Below are 19,189 nucleotides of genomic sequence, written 5' to 3' on the forward strand. Positions count from 1 at the left end.
TATCCTGAAAGGCTGTTCGTCAGATGTCGACGACGCGTATCGCGGGTGAACACGCCCCCCGATAGCCACTTCTTCACCGTCACAGGTTTTCATGTCTAAAAAGCCCACCGTTTTTGCGTCCCTGGCGCGCCTCCTGCCCTATGCCCGTCCCGCGCTGAAGCGGCTGATCCTGGGAGCGGTCGCCTCGCTGCTGGCCGGTCTTATCGCGCTGTCCATTCCGATGGTGCTGCAGGGCCTCGTGGACGGCCCGATCTCCTCCGGCAACCGCACGCTGATCGTCTGGGCGGCGGTGCTGGTGCTGGGCCTCGGTGTCACCGAGGCCGTGCTCATCGCCCTGCGCCGCTGGCTGGTACTCACCCCGGGCACGCTGGTGGAGGCCTCGATGCGCAACGCGCTCTACCGCCACCTGCAGGATCTCCCCGTGGCCTTCCACGATCGCTGGCAGTCCGGGCAGCTCCTCTCGCGCTCGGGTAGCGACCTGGGGCTCATCCGCCGCTGGCTCGCATTTGGCCTGATGATGCTGATCGTCAATACCATCACCATCGTGGTGGGCGCCTTCCTGCTCTTTAACTGGCACCCGCTGCTGGGCATCATCTTCCTGACCCTGTGTATCCCGATCTGGATCTACGGATTTATCTTCGAAAAACGCTATGCGGTGGTCTCCCGGCTCAGCCAGGACCAGACCGGCGACCTCGCCACCACGGTGGAGGAATCGGTGCACGGAATCCGGGTGCTGAAGGCCTTTGGCCGCGGCCGGCACGCGCTGCGCGGATTCACCGCACAGGCCGAATCGCTGCGCGGCACCGAGATTAAAAAGGCCCGCGCGCTCGGCTCGCTCCTGCTGTGGCTGGTCTGGCTCCCGGACCTCGCCTTTGCGCTGTGTCTGCTCGCCGGAATCTGGCTGGCCTCGCTCGGCCAGATCACCGTGGGTGAGCTCTTTGCGTTTTTTGCCACCGCCGCGATCCTGCGCTTCCCGCTCGAATCGATGGGTTTCCTGATGGCGATGACCCTCGATGCGCGCGCCGCCGCCGATCGCTTTTTTGAGGTCATGGACGAGCCGGTGACCATCGCCGATCCGGAAAACCCCCGGGAGATCGCCGAACCGCGCGGACGCCTGGAATTCCGCGATGTGCACTTCCGCTTCCCCGATGCCCTCGCGGGCACCCGCGATCTGCTCGACGGCGTGAACCTGATCGTGGAGCCCGGCGAAACCCTCGCTCTTGTGGGGCTCACCGGCTCCGGGAAGTCCACGCTCACGGCCCTGGCCACGCGGCTCTATGAGGTCACGGGCGGGGCGATCCTCCTGGACGGCGTGGACCTGCGCGAGTTGCGGCGCGAGGATATCTATCGTCACGCGGCGGTGGCCTTTGAGGAGCCCACGCTGTTTAGCGCGTCGATCCGGGATAATATTCTGCTCGGCCGCGATGACCTCACGCCCGGCAGCGCCGAGTCCGATGCCGTGCTGCGGCGCGCACTCGCGGTCTCCCAATCGGCCTTTGTGGATACCCTGCCCGAGGGCGTGGATACCGTGGTGGGCGAGGAGGGCATGAGCCTATCCGGCGGTCAGCGTCAGCGCGTGGCCCTGGCCCGCGCGCTCGCCGCCGATCCGCAGATTCTGGTGCTGGACGATCCGCTCTCGGCGTTGGACGTTAATACCGAGGCCCGCGTGGACGAGGGCATGCGCCGCGAGTTTGGTGCGGTCAGCACGCTGATCGTGGCCCACCGCCCGTCCACCGTGGCGGGGGCCGACCGGGTGGCCCTGATCCGCGAGGGTCGGGTCGAGGCCGTGGGCACACATAGCCACCTGATGGCCAGCAACGAACACTACCGATTTGTACTGTCCAGCCTGGACGAGGAGGAAACCCGATGACCAATAACACCGTGATCGGCGTGCGCGGCGAGGAGCGCGATAACCTCACCCCCGAGGAATCCGCGCAGATTCGCCGCCGCTCGCTGCGCCTGCTCGGAAGGCTGCTGCGCCCCGTGCGCACCCGCGTGATCCTGACGCTGGCCGTGGTGATCGTGGCCACCGCCGCGGGGGCCGCCGGACCCGCGCTTATTGCCGCGGGACTTGATACCGCGCTGCCCGCCGTGCTGGAGCGCGGCGACTGGGGCCCCACCGCGCTGGTGGTGGGCGGGTTTGTGCTGGCCGGAATCCTCAGCGCCACACTCATCGCCTGGTATACGGTGCTGAGCGCGCGCGTGAGCCAGGCCATCCTGCTGGATCTGCGGCTTCAGGTATTCACGCATACCCAGGACCTGAGCCTGGACTTCCATGAAACCTATACCTCGGGCAGAATCATCTCCCGGCAGACCAGCGATCTGGACGCCATCCGGGAGCTGCTGGACTCGGGCATTAACCAGCTCATCTCCGGAATTCTCTATTTGGGGTTCACCGCCGCGGCACTGACCCTGATGGATCCCATCAGTGCGCTGGTGCTGGCCGGTGCCCTCATCCCGCTGTATTTCCTGACCCGCTGGTTCCAGAAGCGCGCGCAGGTGCTCTTCCGTCGCTCGCGCGTGGCCTCGGCCCGCGTGATCGTGAAGTTTGTGGAAACCATGACCGGCATCCGCGCCGTGAAGGCCTTCCGTGCCGCGCGCCGTAATGAGGCCGAATACGGCGAGAAGGTTGAGGAGCTGCGCGATGTGAACGCCCGGGTCATCGGGCTCTTTGGAATCTTTGATCCCGCGCTGATCCTGATCGCCAACCTCACCGTGGCCGTGGTGGTCCTGGTGGGCGGCCTGCGGGTGGCCGATGGCGCGCTCGCCGTGGGAACGCTGCTCGCGGTGGTGCTCTATGCGCGCCGGTTCTTCGACCCGATCGAGGATATGGCGATGTTTTATAACTCCTATCAGTCGGCCGCGGCCGCGCTCGAAAAAATCTCGGGTGTGCTGGAGGAGCGGCCCGGGGTGGCCGATCCCGAGAACCCCGTGGATCTCTGGGAGGCCCGCGGGCACCTCAACTTCAGCGGCACCAGTTTTGCCTATGGCAACGGGGTGGAGGTCCTGCCCGAGTTTTCTCTGGACCTGCCCGCGGGGCAGACGGTGGCGCTGGTCGGTGCCACGGGTGCCGGGAAGACCACGCTCGCCAAGCTCATGTCGCGGTTTTATGACCCGAGCACCGGCACGGTGAGCCTGGACGGTGTGGATCTGCGCGAGCTGCACCCGAAGGATCTGCGCCGGGCCATCGTCATGGTGACCCAGGAGGCCTATCTTTTCAGCGGCACCATCGCGGATAATATCGCCCTCGGAAAGCCCTCGGCCACGCGCGAGGAGATCATCGCGGCCGCGACCGCGGTGGGCGCGGATGCGTTTATCACCGCGATGCCCGGCGGCTACGATACCGACGTGAATAAGCGCGGTGGGCGGCTCTCGGCCGGCCAGCGCCAGCTGGTCTCGTTTGCGCGCGCGTTCCTCGCCGATCCCGCGGTGCTCCTCCTGGACGAGGCCACGGCCTCGCTGGATATCCCGGGGGAGCGCGCGGTACAAAACGCGCTGCAGACGCTGCTCTCCGATCGCACGGCCGTGATCATCGCCCACCGGTTGTCCACGGTGGCCATCGCCGATCGGGTATTGGTGATGGAACAGGGGCGGATCGTGGAGGATGGAACCCCCGCGGAACTGATCGGCGGCACCGGTCGCTTCGCGGCGCTGCATGCCGCGTGGCGTAATTCGCTGGTCTAGTCGCGGCGTATAAAGGCGGCATAGAGGGGTGGCATGTGTCTCACTCTTGCGGAGCTGATCGGCGGCATCGGTCGCTTTGCGGCGTTGCATGCCGCGTGGCTCAACTCGCTGGTCTAGCTTCGGCGGCATAAAGCGGGGGCGTGTGCCTCACCCTATGGGTGAGGCACACGCCCCCGCTCGATTAACCGGTCGGGCCGCTAGCGCAGCGCCACGTTGGTCTCGGCATAGGTGGTCTCGCCAACCTTAAAAATGGACCAGTCGCCGCAGTTCAGCGATTCCTCCGGGATATCATCGGGCCACCAGCTCTCGTTGAGGGCGGGGGAATCCGGGGTGGCGGCGAGGGCGCAGCCCTCGTGGGTGACCTCCTGCGCGGAGTGGTACATCAGCAGCGCGCCGTCGCGGTCGCCGCGGTATTTCACGCGAATATTGCTGGCGTCCTCGGGGATCCACTCGGTATCGGGGAACGGCAGCTTGGCGGCCGTATACTCGCCCAGATTATTGTAGATGCCGTTATGCGCTTCCTTGGTAAGGGGGGCGAGGGCGGCGCACCCGGAGAGGGCCACCGCACCGAGGGTGGTGGCGGCAATTCCGAGGGAAAAACGGGTGAGTGTGGATGAGTGACGCATATCTCCATTAGACCCCGAAATCCGGGCCGGGGCATCGCTCCCACGGGGGAGGCGAGGTCCCTCGCGGGGATGATTCATCCGCCGCGCGGGCGCATAATTTACGCCAGTTCCGCACGCCCATGCGGAATAGCGCCGTAAAACTGAGTGCGCTCAGGGCCGCCCGGCGCAATTGCAACGATTCGGTTATATTTCGCGAGAAAACGCCGGTCGGTCCCCGTTTTAGGGGACAAACGCGGCGCGGGCCACGCGATAGCCCCCGCGGACCGACTCGCGCAGCGCGGTTCCCTCCTCGGCATAGTGGGCGCGGGCGCGTTCCTCATGCCCGGCGGGCGGCGAGCCATCGGCGCGGATCACCCGCCACCACGGCAGCTCATGGCCGTGCCGGGACATGATCTTTCCCACCTGCCGGGACGCGCGCGACCCCAGGTGGGCGGCCACCTGGCCATAGCTCATGACCCGTCCCGGGGGGATACCTAATACCACCTCGTAGACGCCCTCGATAAAGGCCTCGGCATCGCCGGGTGGTGGGGGAAGCTCCCGCAAATTAGGCGAGGGACAGGCGGGCGATGACCTCGCCATACGGGGTCTCCCCGACGGGCGCAAAGCCCATGTGCTGGAAGAACAGCTCGGGGCCGTCGTCGCCGGGCTCATAGATGACGTTCACGTGATCTAGGCCACGCTTCCGCGCCTCCTGGGCGAGGGCCTCCACGGCAAAGGAACCGAGACCCGCGCCCTGGCGGTCGGCGTCCACGTTGATGCGCCACAGAATGCTGCGGAACTCCTCGGCGGGGGCGCTCTCGTCGAAGCTGCCCTGGATGAACGCCACCACGTGATCGCCATCGAGGACCACGCGCTGCCAGGTGGTGGAGGGATCGGAAACCGCGGCGGCCACCGAATAGGACACCGGGGCAATAAATTGCTCCTGCCCGGGCTTAAGCGTGAGTGTGTTCACCTCGACGATCGTCGAGGCGGACAGTTCTTCCAGTCTGAGCTCGGTCATAACTCCAGGGTAGCCACTCGGGAGGGGAATGGATAGGTGGCTGCACGCTCGTGCACGGAACGCCCGGCCGGATATCTGTCTCGATGTCGAGATAGTTATCCGGCTCGGGTAAGCTGGGCTACGGCCGGAACCGGCCCGTTTCTGAGGAGTTCTCATTATGAGCAAAATCAAGGTTGAGGGTACCGTTGTCGAGCTCGACGGCGACGAGATGACCCGCATCATCTGGCAGGCCATCAAGGACACGCTGATCCACCCGTACCTCGACATCGATCTCGAGTATTACGACCTCGGAATTCAGAAGCGTGACGAGACCGATGACCAGATCACCATCGACGCGGCACACGCCATCCAGAAGCACGGCGTGGGCGTAAAGTGTGCCACCATCACCCCCGATGAGGCGCGTGTTGAGGAGTTCGGCCTGAAGAAGATGTGGAAGAGCCCCAACGGCACGATCCGCAATATTCTCGGCGGCGTGATCTTCCGCGAGCCCATCATCATCTCGAATATCCCGCGCCTGGTTCCCGGCTGGAATAAGCCGATCATCATCGGCCGCCACGCCTTCGGCGACCAGTACCGCGCCACCGACTTCCTGTTTAAGGGCGAGGGTAAGCTCACGGTTGAGTTCACCCCCGATGACGGCTCCGAGCCGCAGAAGTTTGAGGTCTACCAGTCCCCGGGAGACGGAATCGCCCAGGTTCAGTACAACCTCGACTCCTCGATCCGCGACTTCGCTCGCGCGAGCCTGAACTACGGCCTGACCCGTAACTACCCGGTGTACCTCTCCACGAAGAACACCATCCTCAAGGCCTATGACGGTCGCTTCAAGGACCTCTTCCAGGAGATCTTCGACACCGAGTTCAAGGAGGCCTTCGAGGCCGCCGGGCTCACCTATGAGCACCGCCTCATCGACGACATGGTCGCCTCGGCCATGAAGTGGGAGGGCGGCTACGTCTGGGCCTGCAAGAACTACGACGGCGATGTGCAGTCCGATACCGTGGCCCAGGGCTTTGGTTCGTTGGGTCTGATGACCTCGGTTCTGGCCACCCCGGACGGAAAGGTTGTGGAGGCCGAGGCAGCCCACGGCACCGTGACCCGTCACTACCGCCAGCACCAGGCCGGCAAGCCCACCTCGACCAACCCGATTGCGTCGATCTTCGCGTGGACCCGTGGCCTGAACCACCGCGGAAAGCTGGACGGCAACCAGGAGCTCATCGACTTCGCGCTCACGCTTGAGGACGTTGTCATCAAGACCGTCGAGTCCGGCAAGATGACCAAGGACCTCGCGCTCCTGGTCGGCCCCGAGCAGCCCTATCAGACCACCGAGGAATTCCTCGCGGAGCTGGCAGATAACCTCAAGGCCCGCCTGGCCTAATCCGCTTGCGGAAAATACCGCGGCCCGGGAATCCTAGGATTCCCGGGCCGCGGTGTTTTAAGCGGCTATCCGCACAGGTCGTTAAGCGCCTGATCGGCGGCCTCGAGCTCCATCGTGAGCGAGTTATATTTGGTCTCGTCATCGGGCGAGGGCGAGGCCTGCGCGGTATCAAAGAAATTTGCGAGGTTGCGCATCGCATTGGTGAACGTATCGGCGCTCTGCCGCACCTCGGCATTGCCCAGCGCGGCGATCTCGCGATCCAGTGCGTCGATCGTATCGTTCACCAGGGCCGTGGCGCGGGCGGGATCCTCCTGCACCTCGGCCATATTCTTTTCCACCTCGGCAATTTTTTGGGTGCGGGTATCCATGATCGCGGCGCAGGCCTCGGCCACGCTCTGCTCACCCGCGCCGCCGGCGCAGCCCACGAGGCCGAGGCCGGTCAGGCCAAGAAGGCCGAGGGACAGCGCGGTATGGCGGCCGGAAATACGGGACATGCGGGGGCTCCTTATTCTCAACAACGGGGGTGGCTAGGCGCAGCGCCGGATCAGCGCCGCCGCGGCATCGCTCACCGCGGTGACCTTTGTGGCCTCCGCACTGCCGGGCAGCGAGCCGCCCGAGAGGAGATCGCTGCCGGCACCCAGCAGCTCGCCGATGCTTGTGGTGAGTGCGTCCACCTCGGGGCGGATCTCGGTATTGCCGATGCCCGCGAGGGTGGTTGTGGAGGAGGCGATCAGGCGCGCGGCGCGCGCGGCGGCCCCCGCGGGGTCCTCCGCGGCCTGGGCCTGGATTTCGGTGATCTCGGTGGGGGCGCTCTCGGCGAGCGAGCGGATGCTGGAACAGGCCTCCTCAAGCGTCTGATCGGGATTGGCCGAGCAGGCCGCGAGGGCCGGCAGGGTGAGGGCGGCCAGGGCCAGGGTGGTGGTGAGCGAGCGTAAACGCCGAGATTTTTTCATCGTTCCTCCGTCGGCACAGCTTAGCAATGGGCGCCTGGGAGACGCCCTGCCGCTGTCCAGATTGACAGGGTCCGCCGCGAAGTTCTACGGTGAGCGAGACGATTCCGGCGGCATCCAGCGCCGCTTCGGAACACCAAACAGAGGAACACAACCGCCGTGATTATCCCCGCACCGCTGCACCGGGAATCCCGTCCCGAGGGTTTTAAGCTCACCGCCGATACCCGCATCATCACCGATTCCGCCGGGGCGGGGGCCGCGCGCTTTCTCGCCTCGGTCCTGCGTCCCGCCACGGGCTTTGCGCTGCCCGTGATCGAGGGGGGCGAGCCCGGGACTAATATCATCTCTATCGCCCTGGACCCCGCCCTGGCCCCCGAGGAATATACCCTCGATACCGATGCCGCGGGTGTGCACATTCGCGCGGGGGATACCGCCGGAGTGTTTTATGCCGGGCAGAGCCTGCGCCAGCTGCTGCCGCCCGCGATCTATCGCCGGGCCACCGCGGAGGCCGACTGGGATCTCCCGGGCATCCACCTGGCCGATCGTCCGCGCTTCTCCTGGCGCGGGGTGATGCTGGATGTGGCCCGCCACTTCCTCCCCAAGCACGACCTGCTGCGCTTTATCGACCTGGTGGCGCTGCATAAGCTCAACCGCCTGCACCTGCACCTGACCGATGATCAGGGCTGGCGCGTGGAGATTCGCCGCTATCCGCTGCTGACCGAGATCGGATCGCGTCGCTCCGAGAGCCAGTATGGGCACGGCCCCCTGGCCCGCGGCGATGGCCGCCCGCACGGCGGGTTTTATACCCGGGAGGACCTGCTGGAGATCGTGGCCTATGCCCGCGAGCGCGGCATTATCGTGATCCCCGAGATCGATTCCCCCGGCCATGTCCAGGCCGCGATCACCGCCTATCCCGAGCTCGGGGTGGCCGCCTCCGATGGCCGCGCCGAGCAGCTGGAGGTGTGGACGCGCTGGGGCATTAACACCACCGTGTTAAACGTCGAGGAATCCACCGTGGAGTTTTTTGAGCACGTTTTTGACGAGCTCTGCGAGATCTTTGACTCCCCGTGGATCGGCATCGGCGGCGATGAGGCCATAAAAACCGAGTGGGAAAATAGCCCGCGGGTGGCCGAGCGGATGCGCGAGCTGGGTGTTGCGAACGTGGAGGAATTGCAGAGCTGGTTCCTGCGTCGCCTCTCCGATCACCTCGCCACCCACGGCCGCCGCGCGTTTGGCTGGGACGAGATGCTGGAGGGAAATAACATGGCTCCCGGCGCGACCGTGGCCTCCTGGCGCGGCGAATACGGGGCCATCGCGGCCGCGCATGCCGGGCACGACGTGGTGGCCTGCCCGGATGATCGGGTCTACCTGGACTATCGCGAATCCGATTCCCCTGAGGAGCCGATCCCCGTGGGGATTCCGCTCTCGCTCGCCGAGGTATACGAGTTTGAGCCGACCCCCGCCGCGCTGCGCGGAACCGACCTGGCGAAATTTATCATCGGGGGCCAGGCAAATATCTGGAGCGAGCACATGGACTCCGCGAGCTTTGTGGACTATCGGGTATTCCCGCGCCTGTGCGCGCTCGCCGAGGTGGTCTGGAGCGCGCCCGAGGCCCGCGATTTTGCGGATTTCTCGGAGCGGATGATTGCGCACCGCGCCCGCCTGGATGCCCTCGGTGTGGCCTATCGTCCCGAGTCGGGGCCGCTGCCCGAGCAGACCCGCCCGGGTGTGCCCGGTAAGCCCACGACGCGCGAGGCGCGGCTGGCGTTGCAGCGCGAGCTGGCCGCCAATATCGCGCTTCCCGAATAGGCTCGATCTCACCGGGTCTCCGAGATCCCGCGGGGGTCGCCGCGCCGTTGCGCGGCGGCCCCCGCGTCATGATGGCGGCCACCGGCCGCGATTCCTCTTCCGTCCCCCGCGCAGGCCAAACAGGTAACAACTCGATTAAGGTCGGTTTAATGCTTGCGCAATGATAGTTCGTAAGGTTTACTAACAAACATGAACACTTCGGAAACGCAGAGCAGCGTTCCCTCCTCGGAGGCCACACGAGCGGCGAGCGTCTTTGGCGCCCGCGGCCCGCTGCGTCCGAGCGCCAAGGTTCTCCCCGAGCACGCTCGCGGCCATAACCGCTCCCTCGTCCTGCAAACCCTGTACGCCTCCGGCCCGATGAGCCGCGCCGATGTCTCGCGCGAGACCGGGCTGACCCGCGTGACCGTCTCCGATCTGGTGGCGGATCTGATCAGCGAGGAACTCATCCTCGACCTCGGGCCCCGCGAGGGCTCGCGCCCCGGCAAGCCCGCCACGCTGCTCGACGTGGACCGCGCGGCCCACCAGATCATCGGCATGGACCTCTCCGAGCACGACGCATTTCACGCCGCCCTGATGAACCTGGACGGCGAGATCCTCGACCGGCTCTCGATCCCCCTGGCCGGGGCCCACGGCGAGGACGCCCTGAACCTCGTGATCGAGCTGGCCCGGGCCATGGCCGCCCGCGCGACCAAGCCGCTGCAGGGCATCGGGGTGGGAACCCCGGGTATCGTCGATTTTGACGGCGTGATCCTGCGGGCCCCCAACCTCGGCTGGAAAAACGTTCCCCTGCGCGCCCTGCTCTCCGCGGCCACCGGCGAGGAGGTCATCGTCGCCAATGATGCCAATGCCGCGGTACTCGCCGAGCACGGCTTCGGCGGCGCCGATTCCAATTTCATCCTGATCCGGATCGGTCACGGTGTGGGTTCCGGCCTGCTCGTGGACGGCAGTCCGCTTGTGGGTTCGCGCTTCGCCGCGGGGGAGATCGGCCACGTGAGCGTGGGCACCGATGGCGGACCGCAGTGCGCGTGTGGCAAGGAGGCGTGCCTGGAGACCTGGCTCGCCACGCCCCGCCTGGATGCCGAGATCGCGCGCATCACCGCGACCGAGCCCACCGAGGCCGCACGCGAGGAGGCCATCACCGGGCTCCTGCGCCAGGCCGGCGAACGCCTGGGCATCGCCCTGGCCCCGGTCTTGGCCACGCTGGACCTCACCGAGGTTGTGCTGGCCGGACCCCCTCATCTTCTCGACGGCGAGCTGTCCACCGCCTGCCTCGAGACCCTGCGTGGCCGCACCATGTCCGATGTTTTTGGAGATGTGCGGCTTCGAACCACCGATCTGGGCCGGGATATCGTCCTGCGCGGATCGGCCGTAATGGTCCTCTTGGACCGCCTTGGAGTGTCCTAGACACCCCACCTGCAATCACATAACGATCACCTAGAAACAGAGGAACTCAACGATGAGAAAACTTGGCATTCTGGCAATCGGCGCCGTCGCGGCGCTGGCACTCGCGGGCTGTTCAACCGGAGACGGTGGGGGCGCCGCGTCCTCGGATGACGCGAAGATCCGCGTCTGGCTCGTCGGAACGGATACCCCCGACGACGCCCGCGCGTATCTCAAAAAGACGTTTGAGGACAAAAACCCCGGCTCCACGCTGGTGATCGAGGAACAGCAGTGGAACGGCCTGGTAGATAAGTACACCACGGCGCTATCCGGCTCAAACGCCCCCGATGTGGTGGAGATCGGAAATACCCAGGCCGCGGCCTTCACCTCCGCGGGCGCGTTCACCGACCTGAGCGATAAATACGAGGAGCTCGGCGGCAAGGACCTGCTGCCCGGCTTTGTTGAGGCCGGCAGCTATGACGGCAAAAAATTTGCGATGCCCTATTACTCCGGTGCCCGCGTGGTGTTTTATAGCCCGCAGGTGGTCACCGGCGCGATCCCCACCACCCTGAATGAATACGTGGCCTCGGGAATCGCCATGAAGGACGCCGGCGTGGCCTCGGGCATCTATGCCCCCGGCAAGGACTGGTACAACATGCTCCCCTATATCTGGGAGAACGACGGCTTTATCGCCAAGCAGGAGGGCGATAAGTGGAAGGCCGGATTCTCGAGTGAGGGCGGCGTGGCCGGCCTGACCCAGCTCCAGGAGGTATTCCTCAACGCCACATCCGCACCCAAGGACGGCGACGAGACCAACGCCCAGGTTCCCTTCTGTGAGGGCAAGGTTGGATTTGTTTCGGCCCCGAGCTGGTTCGCCGGTTCGATCGGTGCCGCGGCGGATGCCGATACCCCCGGTTGCCCCGATACCTTCGGTAAGGACCTCGCCGCCTTTGCCCTCCCCGGCAAGGACGGCGGCCCCGCCCAGGCCTTCGCGGGTGGCTCGAATATCGCCATCGCCTCCAAGAGCAAAAACCAGGAGAAGGCCTATAGCGCCCTGCAGATCCTGCTCTCTCCCGAGTACCAGAAGCTGCTCGCCGCCAAGGGCATGATCCCCGCCCTGACCAGCGCCGCCTCCGCGCTGCCCGATGACGAGATCACCAAGGCCGCGGCCGAGGCTGCAAGCAAGGCTAAGCTGACCCCCGCGGCACCCAAGTGGGCCGATGTGGAGGCCTCCGAGGTCATCAAAAATGCGCTGGTCAAGATCGCCCAGGGCGGAGAGGTGAAGCAGATCGCGACCGATCTGGACGCCGAGATCGAGAAGACGCTGAACGGCTAAGCGCCGCCTCACCCCTCTCACCGAGACGGTTCCTCCCCGCCGTGGCCGCCCACCCGCGGCCACGGCGGGGGTGATCGCCGTACCCGGATCGATCTCACCTAGAAACGGAGCCGGAATTGACCGCTACGCTTAACCCGCCCGGCGATACCCGCCGCCCGGAACCCGACGCCCCGGCCACGTCGGAAAAGGCCCGCCGCCGCGGCGCACTCTACCCGTGGATGCTGCTGGCACCCGCCGCGCTGGTCCTGCTGGTGATGACGGGCTATCCGCTTATCCGGATGCTGATTAACTCCTTCCAGAAATACGGGAAGGCACAGATTTTTGGGGCACCGCCCGAGTGGGTGGCCCTGAGTAACTACACCAAGGCCCTCACCGATCCGGCCTTCTGGGCCGTGGCGGGCCGCAGCTTTGGCCTGATGGCCGTGCTCGTGGTGTGCACGATGGTGCTCGGCATGGGCATCGCCATCATGATGACCAAGCTCAACCGCTTCTTCCGGCTGCTGGTCTCGATCGGCCTGCTGCTGGCCTGGGCCATGCCGCCGCTCTCGGCCACGGTGGTCTGGGGCTGGATCGTGGATACCAAATATGGCCTCCTGAACTGGACCCTGAACCAAATCACCGGGACCGATAATTTCACCGATCACTCCTGGCTCATGGACCCCGCCTCGTTTTTTGCCGTGCTGGTTGTCATCATCACCTGGCAGTCGGTGCCGTTTGTGGCCTTTGTGATGTATGCGGCCCTGACCCAGGTGCCCGATGAGGTGCTGGAGGCCGCACAGCTGGACGGGGCGGGCGGCTATAAGCGCTTCTTCCTGATCGTGATGCCCTATATTCGCAGCATCCTGCTGGTGACCGTGGTGCTACAGATGATCTGGGACCTGCGGGTATTCACCCAGGTCTATACCCTGCAATCGCTCGGCGGTATCTCCGATCAGACCGATGTTTTTGGAACCTATATCTTCCACCTCGGCACCTCCAACCTCGGGGCCGCCGGGGCCGTCTCCTTCATCATGGTGGTCATGATGCTGGTGATCTCGATCTACTACGTGCGCAAGACCGTGAAGGACGAAGAAATATGAGTCTCGCAACCCGCACCTCCGGCATCGCCGGGTCCCCGCCGCGCGCGATTAAGATGGCCAAGCGGCGGCAGCCGCCCGCGGTGGCCGCGCGCTCCACCGGGCGTAAATTTGCGCTGGGTGCCGCATCCATCGTGGTATTTATCTGCTCGGTATTCCCCGTGTATTGGATGCTGAACACGTCGTTTAAACCCAATGCCGATGTGATCTCCCCGGTGCCGCAGTTCTGGCCGCAGAACTTCACGCTGCGCAATTATGTCGCGGTCATGTTTGAGCCGGCCCGGCCCGATCGCGCCAATTTCCCCTCCGCGCTGATGATGTCCCTCGGGGTCACCCTGACCACGCTGGTCATCTGCCTGGTCTTTGCCTTCCTCGGGGCGCTCGCCGTATCCCGGTTCAAATTTAAGGGCCGCCGCCAGTTTGTGATCGCGCTGCTGATCGTGCAGATGATCCCGGGCGAGGCGATGATGTTCACCATCTTTGGCATGATCGACGCCTGGCACCTGATCGGCACGATGATCGGCCTGACCATCGTCTATCTGGCCGGGGTACTGCCGTTCACGATCTGGACGCTGCGCGGGTTTGTCGCGGGGGTCCCCGCGGATCTGGAGGAGGCAGCGATGATCGACGGCTGCACCCGGGCCCAGGCGTTCTGGAAGATCACGTTCCCGCTGCTCGCGCCGGGGCTGGTCTCCACGGGGGTATTTGCGTTTATCCAGGCCTGGAACGAGTTCCTGATGGCGCTGATCATCATGCAGGGCCCGGGTTCCTATACCCTGCCGATCTGGCTGCGGGCCTTCCAACAGGCGACTGGGGCCACCAACTGGGCGGCGATCATGGCCGGATCCACGCTGATCGCGATCCCCGTGGTGATCTTCTTCCTCATCGTGCAGGGCCGGATGACCGGCGGCCTGGTGAGCGGAGCCGTGAAGGGATAACACACCCTGCGGAAACCCGATACGCTCGGAGGGTGGGCCCGCAACAGCGCGTGCCCGCCCTTCCGGCACAACAAAAGAAAGAACCATGGCTGAAGTTGTCATTGTAGAAAATGCCCAGGCCGCCGGCGACCTCGTCGCCGACGCGATTCTGCGGTTGATTGGGACCAAACCCGATGCCGTATTGGGCCTGGCCACCGGGTCCACCCCGCTGCCGGTATATCGGGCACTCGCCGAGCGCCGCGGGGATACCGACCTCTCGCGGGTCTCCGGCTTCGCCCTGGACGAGTATGTGGGCCTGCCCATCTCCCACCCGGAGAGCTATCGCAGCGTGATCACGCGCGAGGTCGTGGAGCCCGTGGGGCTGACCCCCGAGCGCATCCACGTACCGGTGGGTGCCGAGGAGACCATCCGGCACGCGGGTGCCGATTATGAGGCGGCCATTAACGCCGCCGGCGGCGTGGACATCCAGATTCTGGGTATCGGCACCGATGGCCATATCGGTTTTAACGAGCCCGGCTCCTCCTTTGCCTCGCTCACCCGGATCAAGACCCTGACCCGCCAGACGCGCGCCGATAACGCCCGTTTCTTTGACTCCCTGGATCAGGTTCCCACCCACTCGATCACGCAGGGCCTGGGCACCATCCTGCGCGCCCGTCACCTCGTGCTGCTCGCATTTGGTGCGGGTAAGGCCAAGGCCATCGCGGAGGCCCTCGAGGGTCCCGTGAGCGCCAATATGCCCGCCTCGGCCATCCAGCTGCACCCGCATGTCACCGTGGTCATCGACGAGGCCGCGGCCACCGAGCTGGCACATGCCGATTATTACCGTGACTCCTATGAGAATAAGCCTGCCTGGCAGACCATCTAGGTAGCGGCCACAAGGCCCGCCTCCCCTCGGGGTAGGCGGGCCTTTTGCTGATTGGGCCGCGGGCAGTGTGCGCCCGAGCTGGCACATGCCGATTATTACCGTGACTCCTATGAGAATAAGCCCGCCTGGCAGACCATCTAGGTAGCGGCCACAAGGCCCGCCTCCCCTCGGGGAAGGCGGGCCTTTTGCTGTTTAGGCCGCGGGCAGTGTGCGTCCGTGCTCGCCGGTCCACTCGATTCCGGCATCGCGCGTGAAGGAGATGCCCGCGGGGATACCCACGCGCTCAAACCACGCGTCCACGGCGGGCGCGAAGGACTCCCAGGAGCGCTCGGGGCGGGTCTCGCCGGCGCGCGGGGACCATGCGGTCTCGGCCACACCCAGCAGGCGCGGGAAATACATCGCGTCGATATCGGCGAGGGTGGCCACGGTCTCGGTCCAGAGCGGGGCCTCGATGCCGAGGATCGAGGGCTCATCCAGGCCGGCCACCAGCTCGCTCGGCTCCCACTCATAGGACTGCCTTGCCGAGACCGGTCCGCCGGGCCAGACCAGGCCCAGCGGATCGGCGGCGGTGTGCTTAATATCCAGGTAGATGCGGTCGGCGGGGGAGAGGATCGCGGAGCCGCCCTGGTTCACAAAGGAGAGGATCTCGGCCGCCGCGTTTTCGCGCGGGGTGGTGAGGCTCCAGTACTGGCCGATGCTGCCGCGCGGCAGATCGCTGCTGCGGCCCATCTCGTGCCAGCCCAGCACGGTCTTGCCGGTATCGGCGGCGATGCGTCCGGCGCGGGCAATAAAGGTCAGGAAGTCCTCGGGCTCGGTCTTGAGCGCCTCGTCCCCGCCGATATGCAGATAGGGGCCGGGGGTCAGCGCGGCCACCTCGGCGAGCACATCACGCAGGAAGTCATAGCTGGCCTCGGAGTTAATCGCGAGGCTGGAAAAACCCACCTCGGTGCCCGTATAGTTTTCCACCAGCACGCCGGCATCGGCGAGTTCGGGATAGGCCAGCAGGGCCGCATTGGTATGGCCGGGGATATCGATCTCGGGCACGATCACGATATGGTTCCGCGCGGCATAGTCCACGATTTCGCGATAGTCAGCGGCCGTATAAAAGCCCCCGGGGCCGCCGCCCACCGCGGTGCCCGAGGCCACCTCGGTCAGGCGCGGGCGCGAGGCGATCTCCAGGCGCCAGCCCTGGTCATCGGTGAGGTGCAGGTGCAGGTGGTTCAGCTTCAGCAGCGCGAGGCGGTCGATCACGGCGCGCACGGTGGCCACATCAAAGAAGTGCCGGGCCACGTCAAGCATCGCGCCGCGATACGCAAAGCGCGGGGAGTCCTCGATGGTCTGCGCGGGGATCAGGCCGTCCTCGCCCGGGAGCTGGCGCAGGGTCTGCACGGCATAAAACAGCCCGGCGGCATCGGCGGCGAGCACATGGATGCCCTCGCTCCAGACCTCGATGCGCGAGGACTCGGGGGCACCGGCCCCGTCGATATGCAGGGTCACGGTGGCGTATTCGGAGTCCTCGGCAAAGGGGATATCCAGGGCGGCGGCGAGCAGTGTCGCGGCGGCCTCCTCGGCGATGCCGCTGATGATGCGGGCATCGGCCAGGTTAAAGCCGGTATCCCCCTCGTGGATTTCGCGGTGCAGCGGAAGCGGGATGATCCGGGAAGCGGCGGTGCTCATTTTTCTCCGTGTGGTTCTGGCGCGGGGCGCGAGCGTGTGGTGCGGGTCCCGGGAACGCCGGACGCACGCGGGTGCGACGGCGCAAAAACACGGGTTAAGTGAGGATACTTTACAAACATCGGGGGTGTCCATCCTTCCCGCGCGGGGCGGGCACCGGGCCACGGAAAACGGGCCGGACGGAACATAGGTTTTATGTTCCGTCCGGCCCGCGAATAATCGCCCTCCGTGGCTAGGCGCGGAGGCGTCGGCGTACGAGCAGCGCGGCACCGGCGGCCAGCAGCAGCGCGGCCAGGCCCGCGGCCAGACCCGGCGCGGCACCGGTAGCCGAGAGCGCGGGGCGCGGCTTATCGCCCGCACCGACCGCCGGGTTTGTCACGGCCTCGGCCGGGGGCGTGGAACCCGGGGTGTCCACCACGCTCGCGGCGGTGACCTGCACCGTGACCGAGGCGCTGAACTCACCCACGGTAGCGGTGATCACGTGGGGGCTCGCCGTGGGGAAGGTCACGGTATTGCCCACGATCACATCGCTGTCCACCGAGCTGGTGAGCACGGCACTCGCGGTGAGATCCTCGCGCACGGTACCCAGGGCGTCCACCCCGGAGACGGTCGCGCTGATCGTCTCGCCGGCCTTCGGGGTCAGGGTGGACAGGGTCAGCGAGACCCCGGCGCGCGGGGCCGCCTCCACAAATGCCGCCCGCCACGGACCCCAGTGCCCCGAGGAGTTCTGGGCCCGGGTGAATACGCGGGTATGCGCGGCGGTGGTGGCCTCCGCGGGGAGGGAACCGGAGAAGGTCACGCTAGGGCCCTCTCCCTCGACGCTCAGCGCAACGGTGCTGCCGATCCGGGAGCTATCGGCGGCCACGGCGGCCTCGACGGCGGTGATATCGCGCACGGCGGGGCGGCGCGCGGCCGAGGCCGCGGCGGTGCCATAGGTATCATCGCTCGCGGCACCCGACACGGAGATCGACAGATCCGCGTCGCGCTCGGCGGTGAGCTCCGTGATGGTGGAGCCCAGGGGCGCGGTATAGGGCGCCCGGGCGGCGTGGGCGGCCACGTTCACCGCGGGACGATTCACCGACCACAGGGCCTCGGCGCGGCCATAACCGGGATAAAAACCACCCGTGTCTCCATTGCCGATCTCATAGGTGAAGGCGGGGATACCCAGCTCGGAATAGATCCAGTCGATATCGTTTCCCGCGTTGTTATAGAGGATCTCCCCGGCCTTACCGGTCTGATAGCCATTGCTCAGCGACTGGCGGAAGCCCGAGGCGACCAGCGCGTCCAGGTTGGGGACCGGCGCGGTCTTGTTATAGGCATAGGGATAGATCACATAATTTGAGGAGGAGTGCAGCGTCACAAAGGTGCCCGTGCGGGTATCGGGGGCGCGGGTGGTCTCGCCCACCCGATACGTGCCAAAGAGATTCTTGAGCAGCGCCTCAAGGTGGTATACCTCGGGCTCGGAGTGCGCGGCGGTTCCCTTATAGGTGAGCGAGGTCGGGATTGCGGAGGTATTCACCCCGCCCCAATCGGTGCCCCAATTGCGGTTGAGGTCCACGCCCGGCTGGACGCTGTTCCAGCGCGTACTGGTCTGCACAAAATCCGTGTCATTGGCATTTTTACGCTGCCACGCGGTGCTGGTGGCGGCGGGGGCCGCATCGCCCGCGGCGTTAACCACGAGGTTCGGATCGGAGAGCCCGGCCTGGGCGAGCTCCACACCATCGGGGTTATGGGTCAGGATGACCCAGACCTCGGTGCTATCCAGCAGGCTGGTGGCCTCGGGGTCGGTGCCATAGCCGTTCAGCAGCTCGGTGGCATAGCGCCACGCAAACTCTCCCGCGATGACCTCGCGGGCATGGGTCTGCCCGATCAGCACAAAGCGGGGCTTACCCTCCTGGCCATCGGTCCAGGAGGGCGCTGACTGCACCCCCGCGGTCAGGCGCAGCGCGATCAGGTCGTGGCCGCCGCGGCCCTGGGTCTTCAGCCAGGAATCGCCATAGTCCACGCGCTGGGCCAGCTCGGGATAGGCGGCGGCCACATCGGCGGCAAAGCGCTCATAGGAGGCCACCGTGCGGTAACCCCCAAAATACGTTTCATACTCGGTGCCGGCGAGGCGCTCGGGCAGGGGATAGGCGGGGGCCGCGGCGCGGGCGAGGGAGGACCGGGCGGCGGGTGCCGCGCCGAGGCTCTCGGCATAGGTGCCCGAGCGGGTGATGCTGATGCCGCGCTCGCCGAGGAGCGTGCGGGTATGGGAATCGCCAAGAACCACGAGGGAGGAACCCTCGGAGGTGACGATATCCAGGTCCTGAATCTGCGCGGCCGCGGAGGCGGGCACGGTATAGAGATACGCGAGGTCATCCTCGGCGGAGGCGGCGGCCTGTGGGCCAAGCGCCAGCGCACCAAGTCCAAGCGTGGCGGCGAGGAGTGTCGCGCCGGCGCGGAGTGATCGGGGAGCCATGGGTGGTGTCCTCATTCTGCT

16 protein-coding genes are annotated in these 19,189 nt (G+C 66.0%); 9 read left to right on the forward strand and 7 right to left on the reverse strand.

Annotated elements, in window-relative coordinates:
* Window positions 1-91: 91 nt before the first annotated feature.
* Window positions 92-1,870 carry an ABC transporter ATP-binding protein gene (locus KXZ72_RS12130; protein ID WP_226081190.1) on the forward strand — a complete coding sequence of 593 codons (1,779 nt, stop codon included), beginning with the start codon at window positions 92-94 and terminating at the stop codon, window positions 1,868-1,870.
* A complete protein-coding gene (locus KXZ72_RS12135) occupies window positions 1,867-3,684 on the forward strand; it encodes an ABC transporter ATP-binding protein (protein WP_226081191.1) in 1,818 nt (605 codons plus the stop codon). Before KXZ72_RS12130 ends, KXZ72_RS12135 begins: the two co-directional genes overlap by 4 nt.
* Before the next feature lie 197 nt (window positions 3,685-3,881).
* Here the strand turns inward: KXZ72_RS12135 and KXZ72_RS12140 are convergent, their stop codons facing one another.
* The 3 genes from KXZ72_RS12140 to KXZ72_RS12150 form a co-directional block, all read right to left on the reverse strand.
* A complete protein-coding gene (locus tag KXZ72_RS12140; RefSeq protein WP_226081192.1) occupies window positions 3,882-4,310 on the reverse strand; it encodes a hypothetical protein in 429 nt (142 codons plus the stop codon).
* A gap of 219 nt (window positions 4,311-4,529) precedes the next feature.
* Window positions 4,530-4,853 carry an MGMT family protein gene (locus tag KXZ72_RS12145; protein WP_226081193.1) on the reverse strand — a complete coding sequence of 108 codons (324 nt, stop codon included), beginning with the start codon at window positions 4,851-4,853 and terminating at the stop codon, window positions 4,530-4,532.
* Window position 4,854: 1 nt separating this feature from the next.
* Window positions 4,855-5,310, reverse strand: a complete 456-nt coding sequence (locus KXZ72_RS12150; RefSeq protein WP_226081194.1) for a GNAT family N-acetyltransferase — start codon at window positions 5,308-5,310, stop codon at window positions 4,855-4,857.
* Window positions 5,311-5,467: 157 nt separating this feature from the next.
* Between KXZ72_RS12150 and KXZ72_RS12155 the strand changes: the two genes are divergently transcribed.
* Complete coding sequence (locus KXZ72_RS12155; RefSeq protein ID WP_226081195.1) at window positions 5,468-6,682, forward strand: NADP-dependent isocitrate dehydrogenase; 1,215 nt, start codon at window positions 5,468-5,470, stop codon at window positions 6,680-6,682.
* A gap of 65 nt (window positions 6,683-6,747) precedes the next feature.
* Here KXZ72_RS12155 and KXZ72_RS12160 read toward each other — a convergent pair whose 3' ends face one another.
* Window positions 6,748-7,176 carry a hypothetical protein gene (locus tag KXZ72_RS12160; RefSeq protein WP_226081196.1) on the reverse strand — a complete coding sequence of 143 codons (429 nt, stop codon included), beginning with the start codon at window positions 7,174-7,176 and terminating at the stop codon, window positions 6,748-6,750.
* A 33-nt stretch (window positions 7,177-7,209) separates the two neighbouring features.
* On the reverse strand, window positions 7,210-7,635 hold the full coding sequence (locus tag KXZ72_RS12165; protein ID WP_226081197.1) for a hypothetical protein: 426 nt from the start codon (window positions 7,633-7,635) through the stop codon (window positions 7,210-7,212).
* Between the two features lie 156 nt (window positions 7,636-7,791).
* On the opposite strand from KXZ72_RS12165, the gene KXZ72_RS12170 reads away from it, so the two are divergent.
* From KXZ72_RS12170 to nagB, 6 genes are all read left to right on the forward strand, one after another.
* The gene (locus KXZ72_RS12170; RefSeq protein WP_226081198.1) at window positions 7,792-9,441 is read left to right on the forward strand and encodes a beta-N-acetylhexosaminidase; all 1,650 of its coding nucleotides are present in this window, start codon (window positions 7,792-7,794) and stop codon (window positions 9,439-9,441) included.
* Window positions 9,442-9,630: 189 nt separating this feature from the next.
* On the forward strand, window positions 9,631-10,845 hold the full coding sequence (locus KXZ72_RS12175; RefSeq protein ID WP_226081199.1) for an ROK family transcriptional regulator: 1,215 nt from the start codon (window positions 9,631-9,633) through the stop codon (window positions 10,843-10,845).
* 52 nt (window positions 10,846-10,897) lie between these two features.
* Window positions 10,898-12,157, forward strand: a complete 1,260-nt coding sequence (locus KXZ72_RS12180) for an extracellular solute-binding protein (RefSeq protein ID WP_226081200.1) — start codon at window positions 10,898-10,900, stop codon at window positions 12,155-12,157.
* A gap of 116 nt (window positions 12,158-12,273) precedes the next feature.
* Window positions 12,274-13,236, forward strand: coding sequence for a carbohydrate ABC transporter permease (locus KXZ72_RS12185; protein WP_226081201.1), 963 nt, complete (start codon window positions 12,274-12,276; stop codon window positions 13,234-13,236).
* Window positions 13,233-14,171, forward strand: coding sequence for a carbohydrate ABC transporter permease (locus KXZ72_RS12190; RefSeq protein ID WP_226081202.1), 939 nt, complete (start codon window positions 13,233-13,235; stop codon window positions 14,169-14,171). The genes KXZ72_RS12185 and KXZ72_RS12190 overlap by 4 nt, the downstream gene beginning before the upstream one ends.
* A gap of 85 nt (window positions 14,172-14,256) precedes the next feature.
* On the forward strand, window positions 14,257-15,036 hold the full coding sequence (nagB, locus tag KXZ72_RS12195) for a glucosamine-6-phosphate deaminase (RefSeq protein ID WP_226081203.1): 780 nt from the start codon (window positions 14,257-14,259) through the stop codon (window positions 15,034-15,036).
* 192 nt (window positions 15,037-15,228) lie between these two features.
* Here the strand turns inward: nagB and KXZ72_RS12200 are convergent, their stop codons facing one another.
* Together KXZ72_RS12200 and KXZ72_RS12205 are read right to left on the reverse strand one after the other, a co-directional pair.
* The gene (locus KXZ72_RS12200) at window positions 15,229-16,713 is read right to left on the reverse strand and encodes a family 20 glycosylhydrolase (protein WP_226081204.1); all 1,485 of its coding nucleotides are present in this window, start codon (window positions 16,711-16,713) and stop codon (window positions 15,229-15,231) included.
* A gap of 229 nt (window positions 16,714-16,942) precedes the next feature.
* The gene (locus tag KXZ72_RS12205) at window positions 16,943-19,168 is read right to left on the reverse strand and encodes a M14 family zinc carboxypeptidase (RefSeq protein ID WP_226081205.1); all 2,226 of its coding nucleotides are present in this window, start codon (window positions 19,166-19,168) and stop codon (window positions 16,943-16,945) included.
* Window positions 19,169-19,189 lie beyond the last annotated feature (21 nt).

The sequence above is a fragment of the Mycetocola spongiae genome (assembly GCF_020424085.1).
GTDB classification, from domain to species: domain Bacteria; phylum Actinomycetota; class Actinomycetes; order Actinomycetales; family Microbacteriaceae; genus Mycetocola; species Mycetocola spongiae.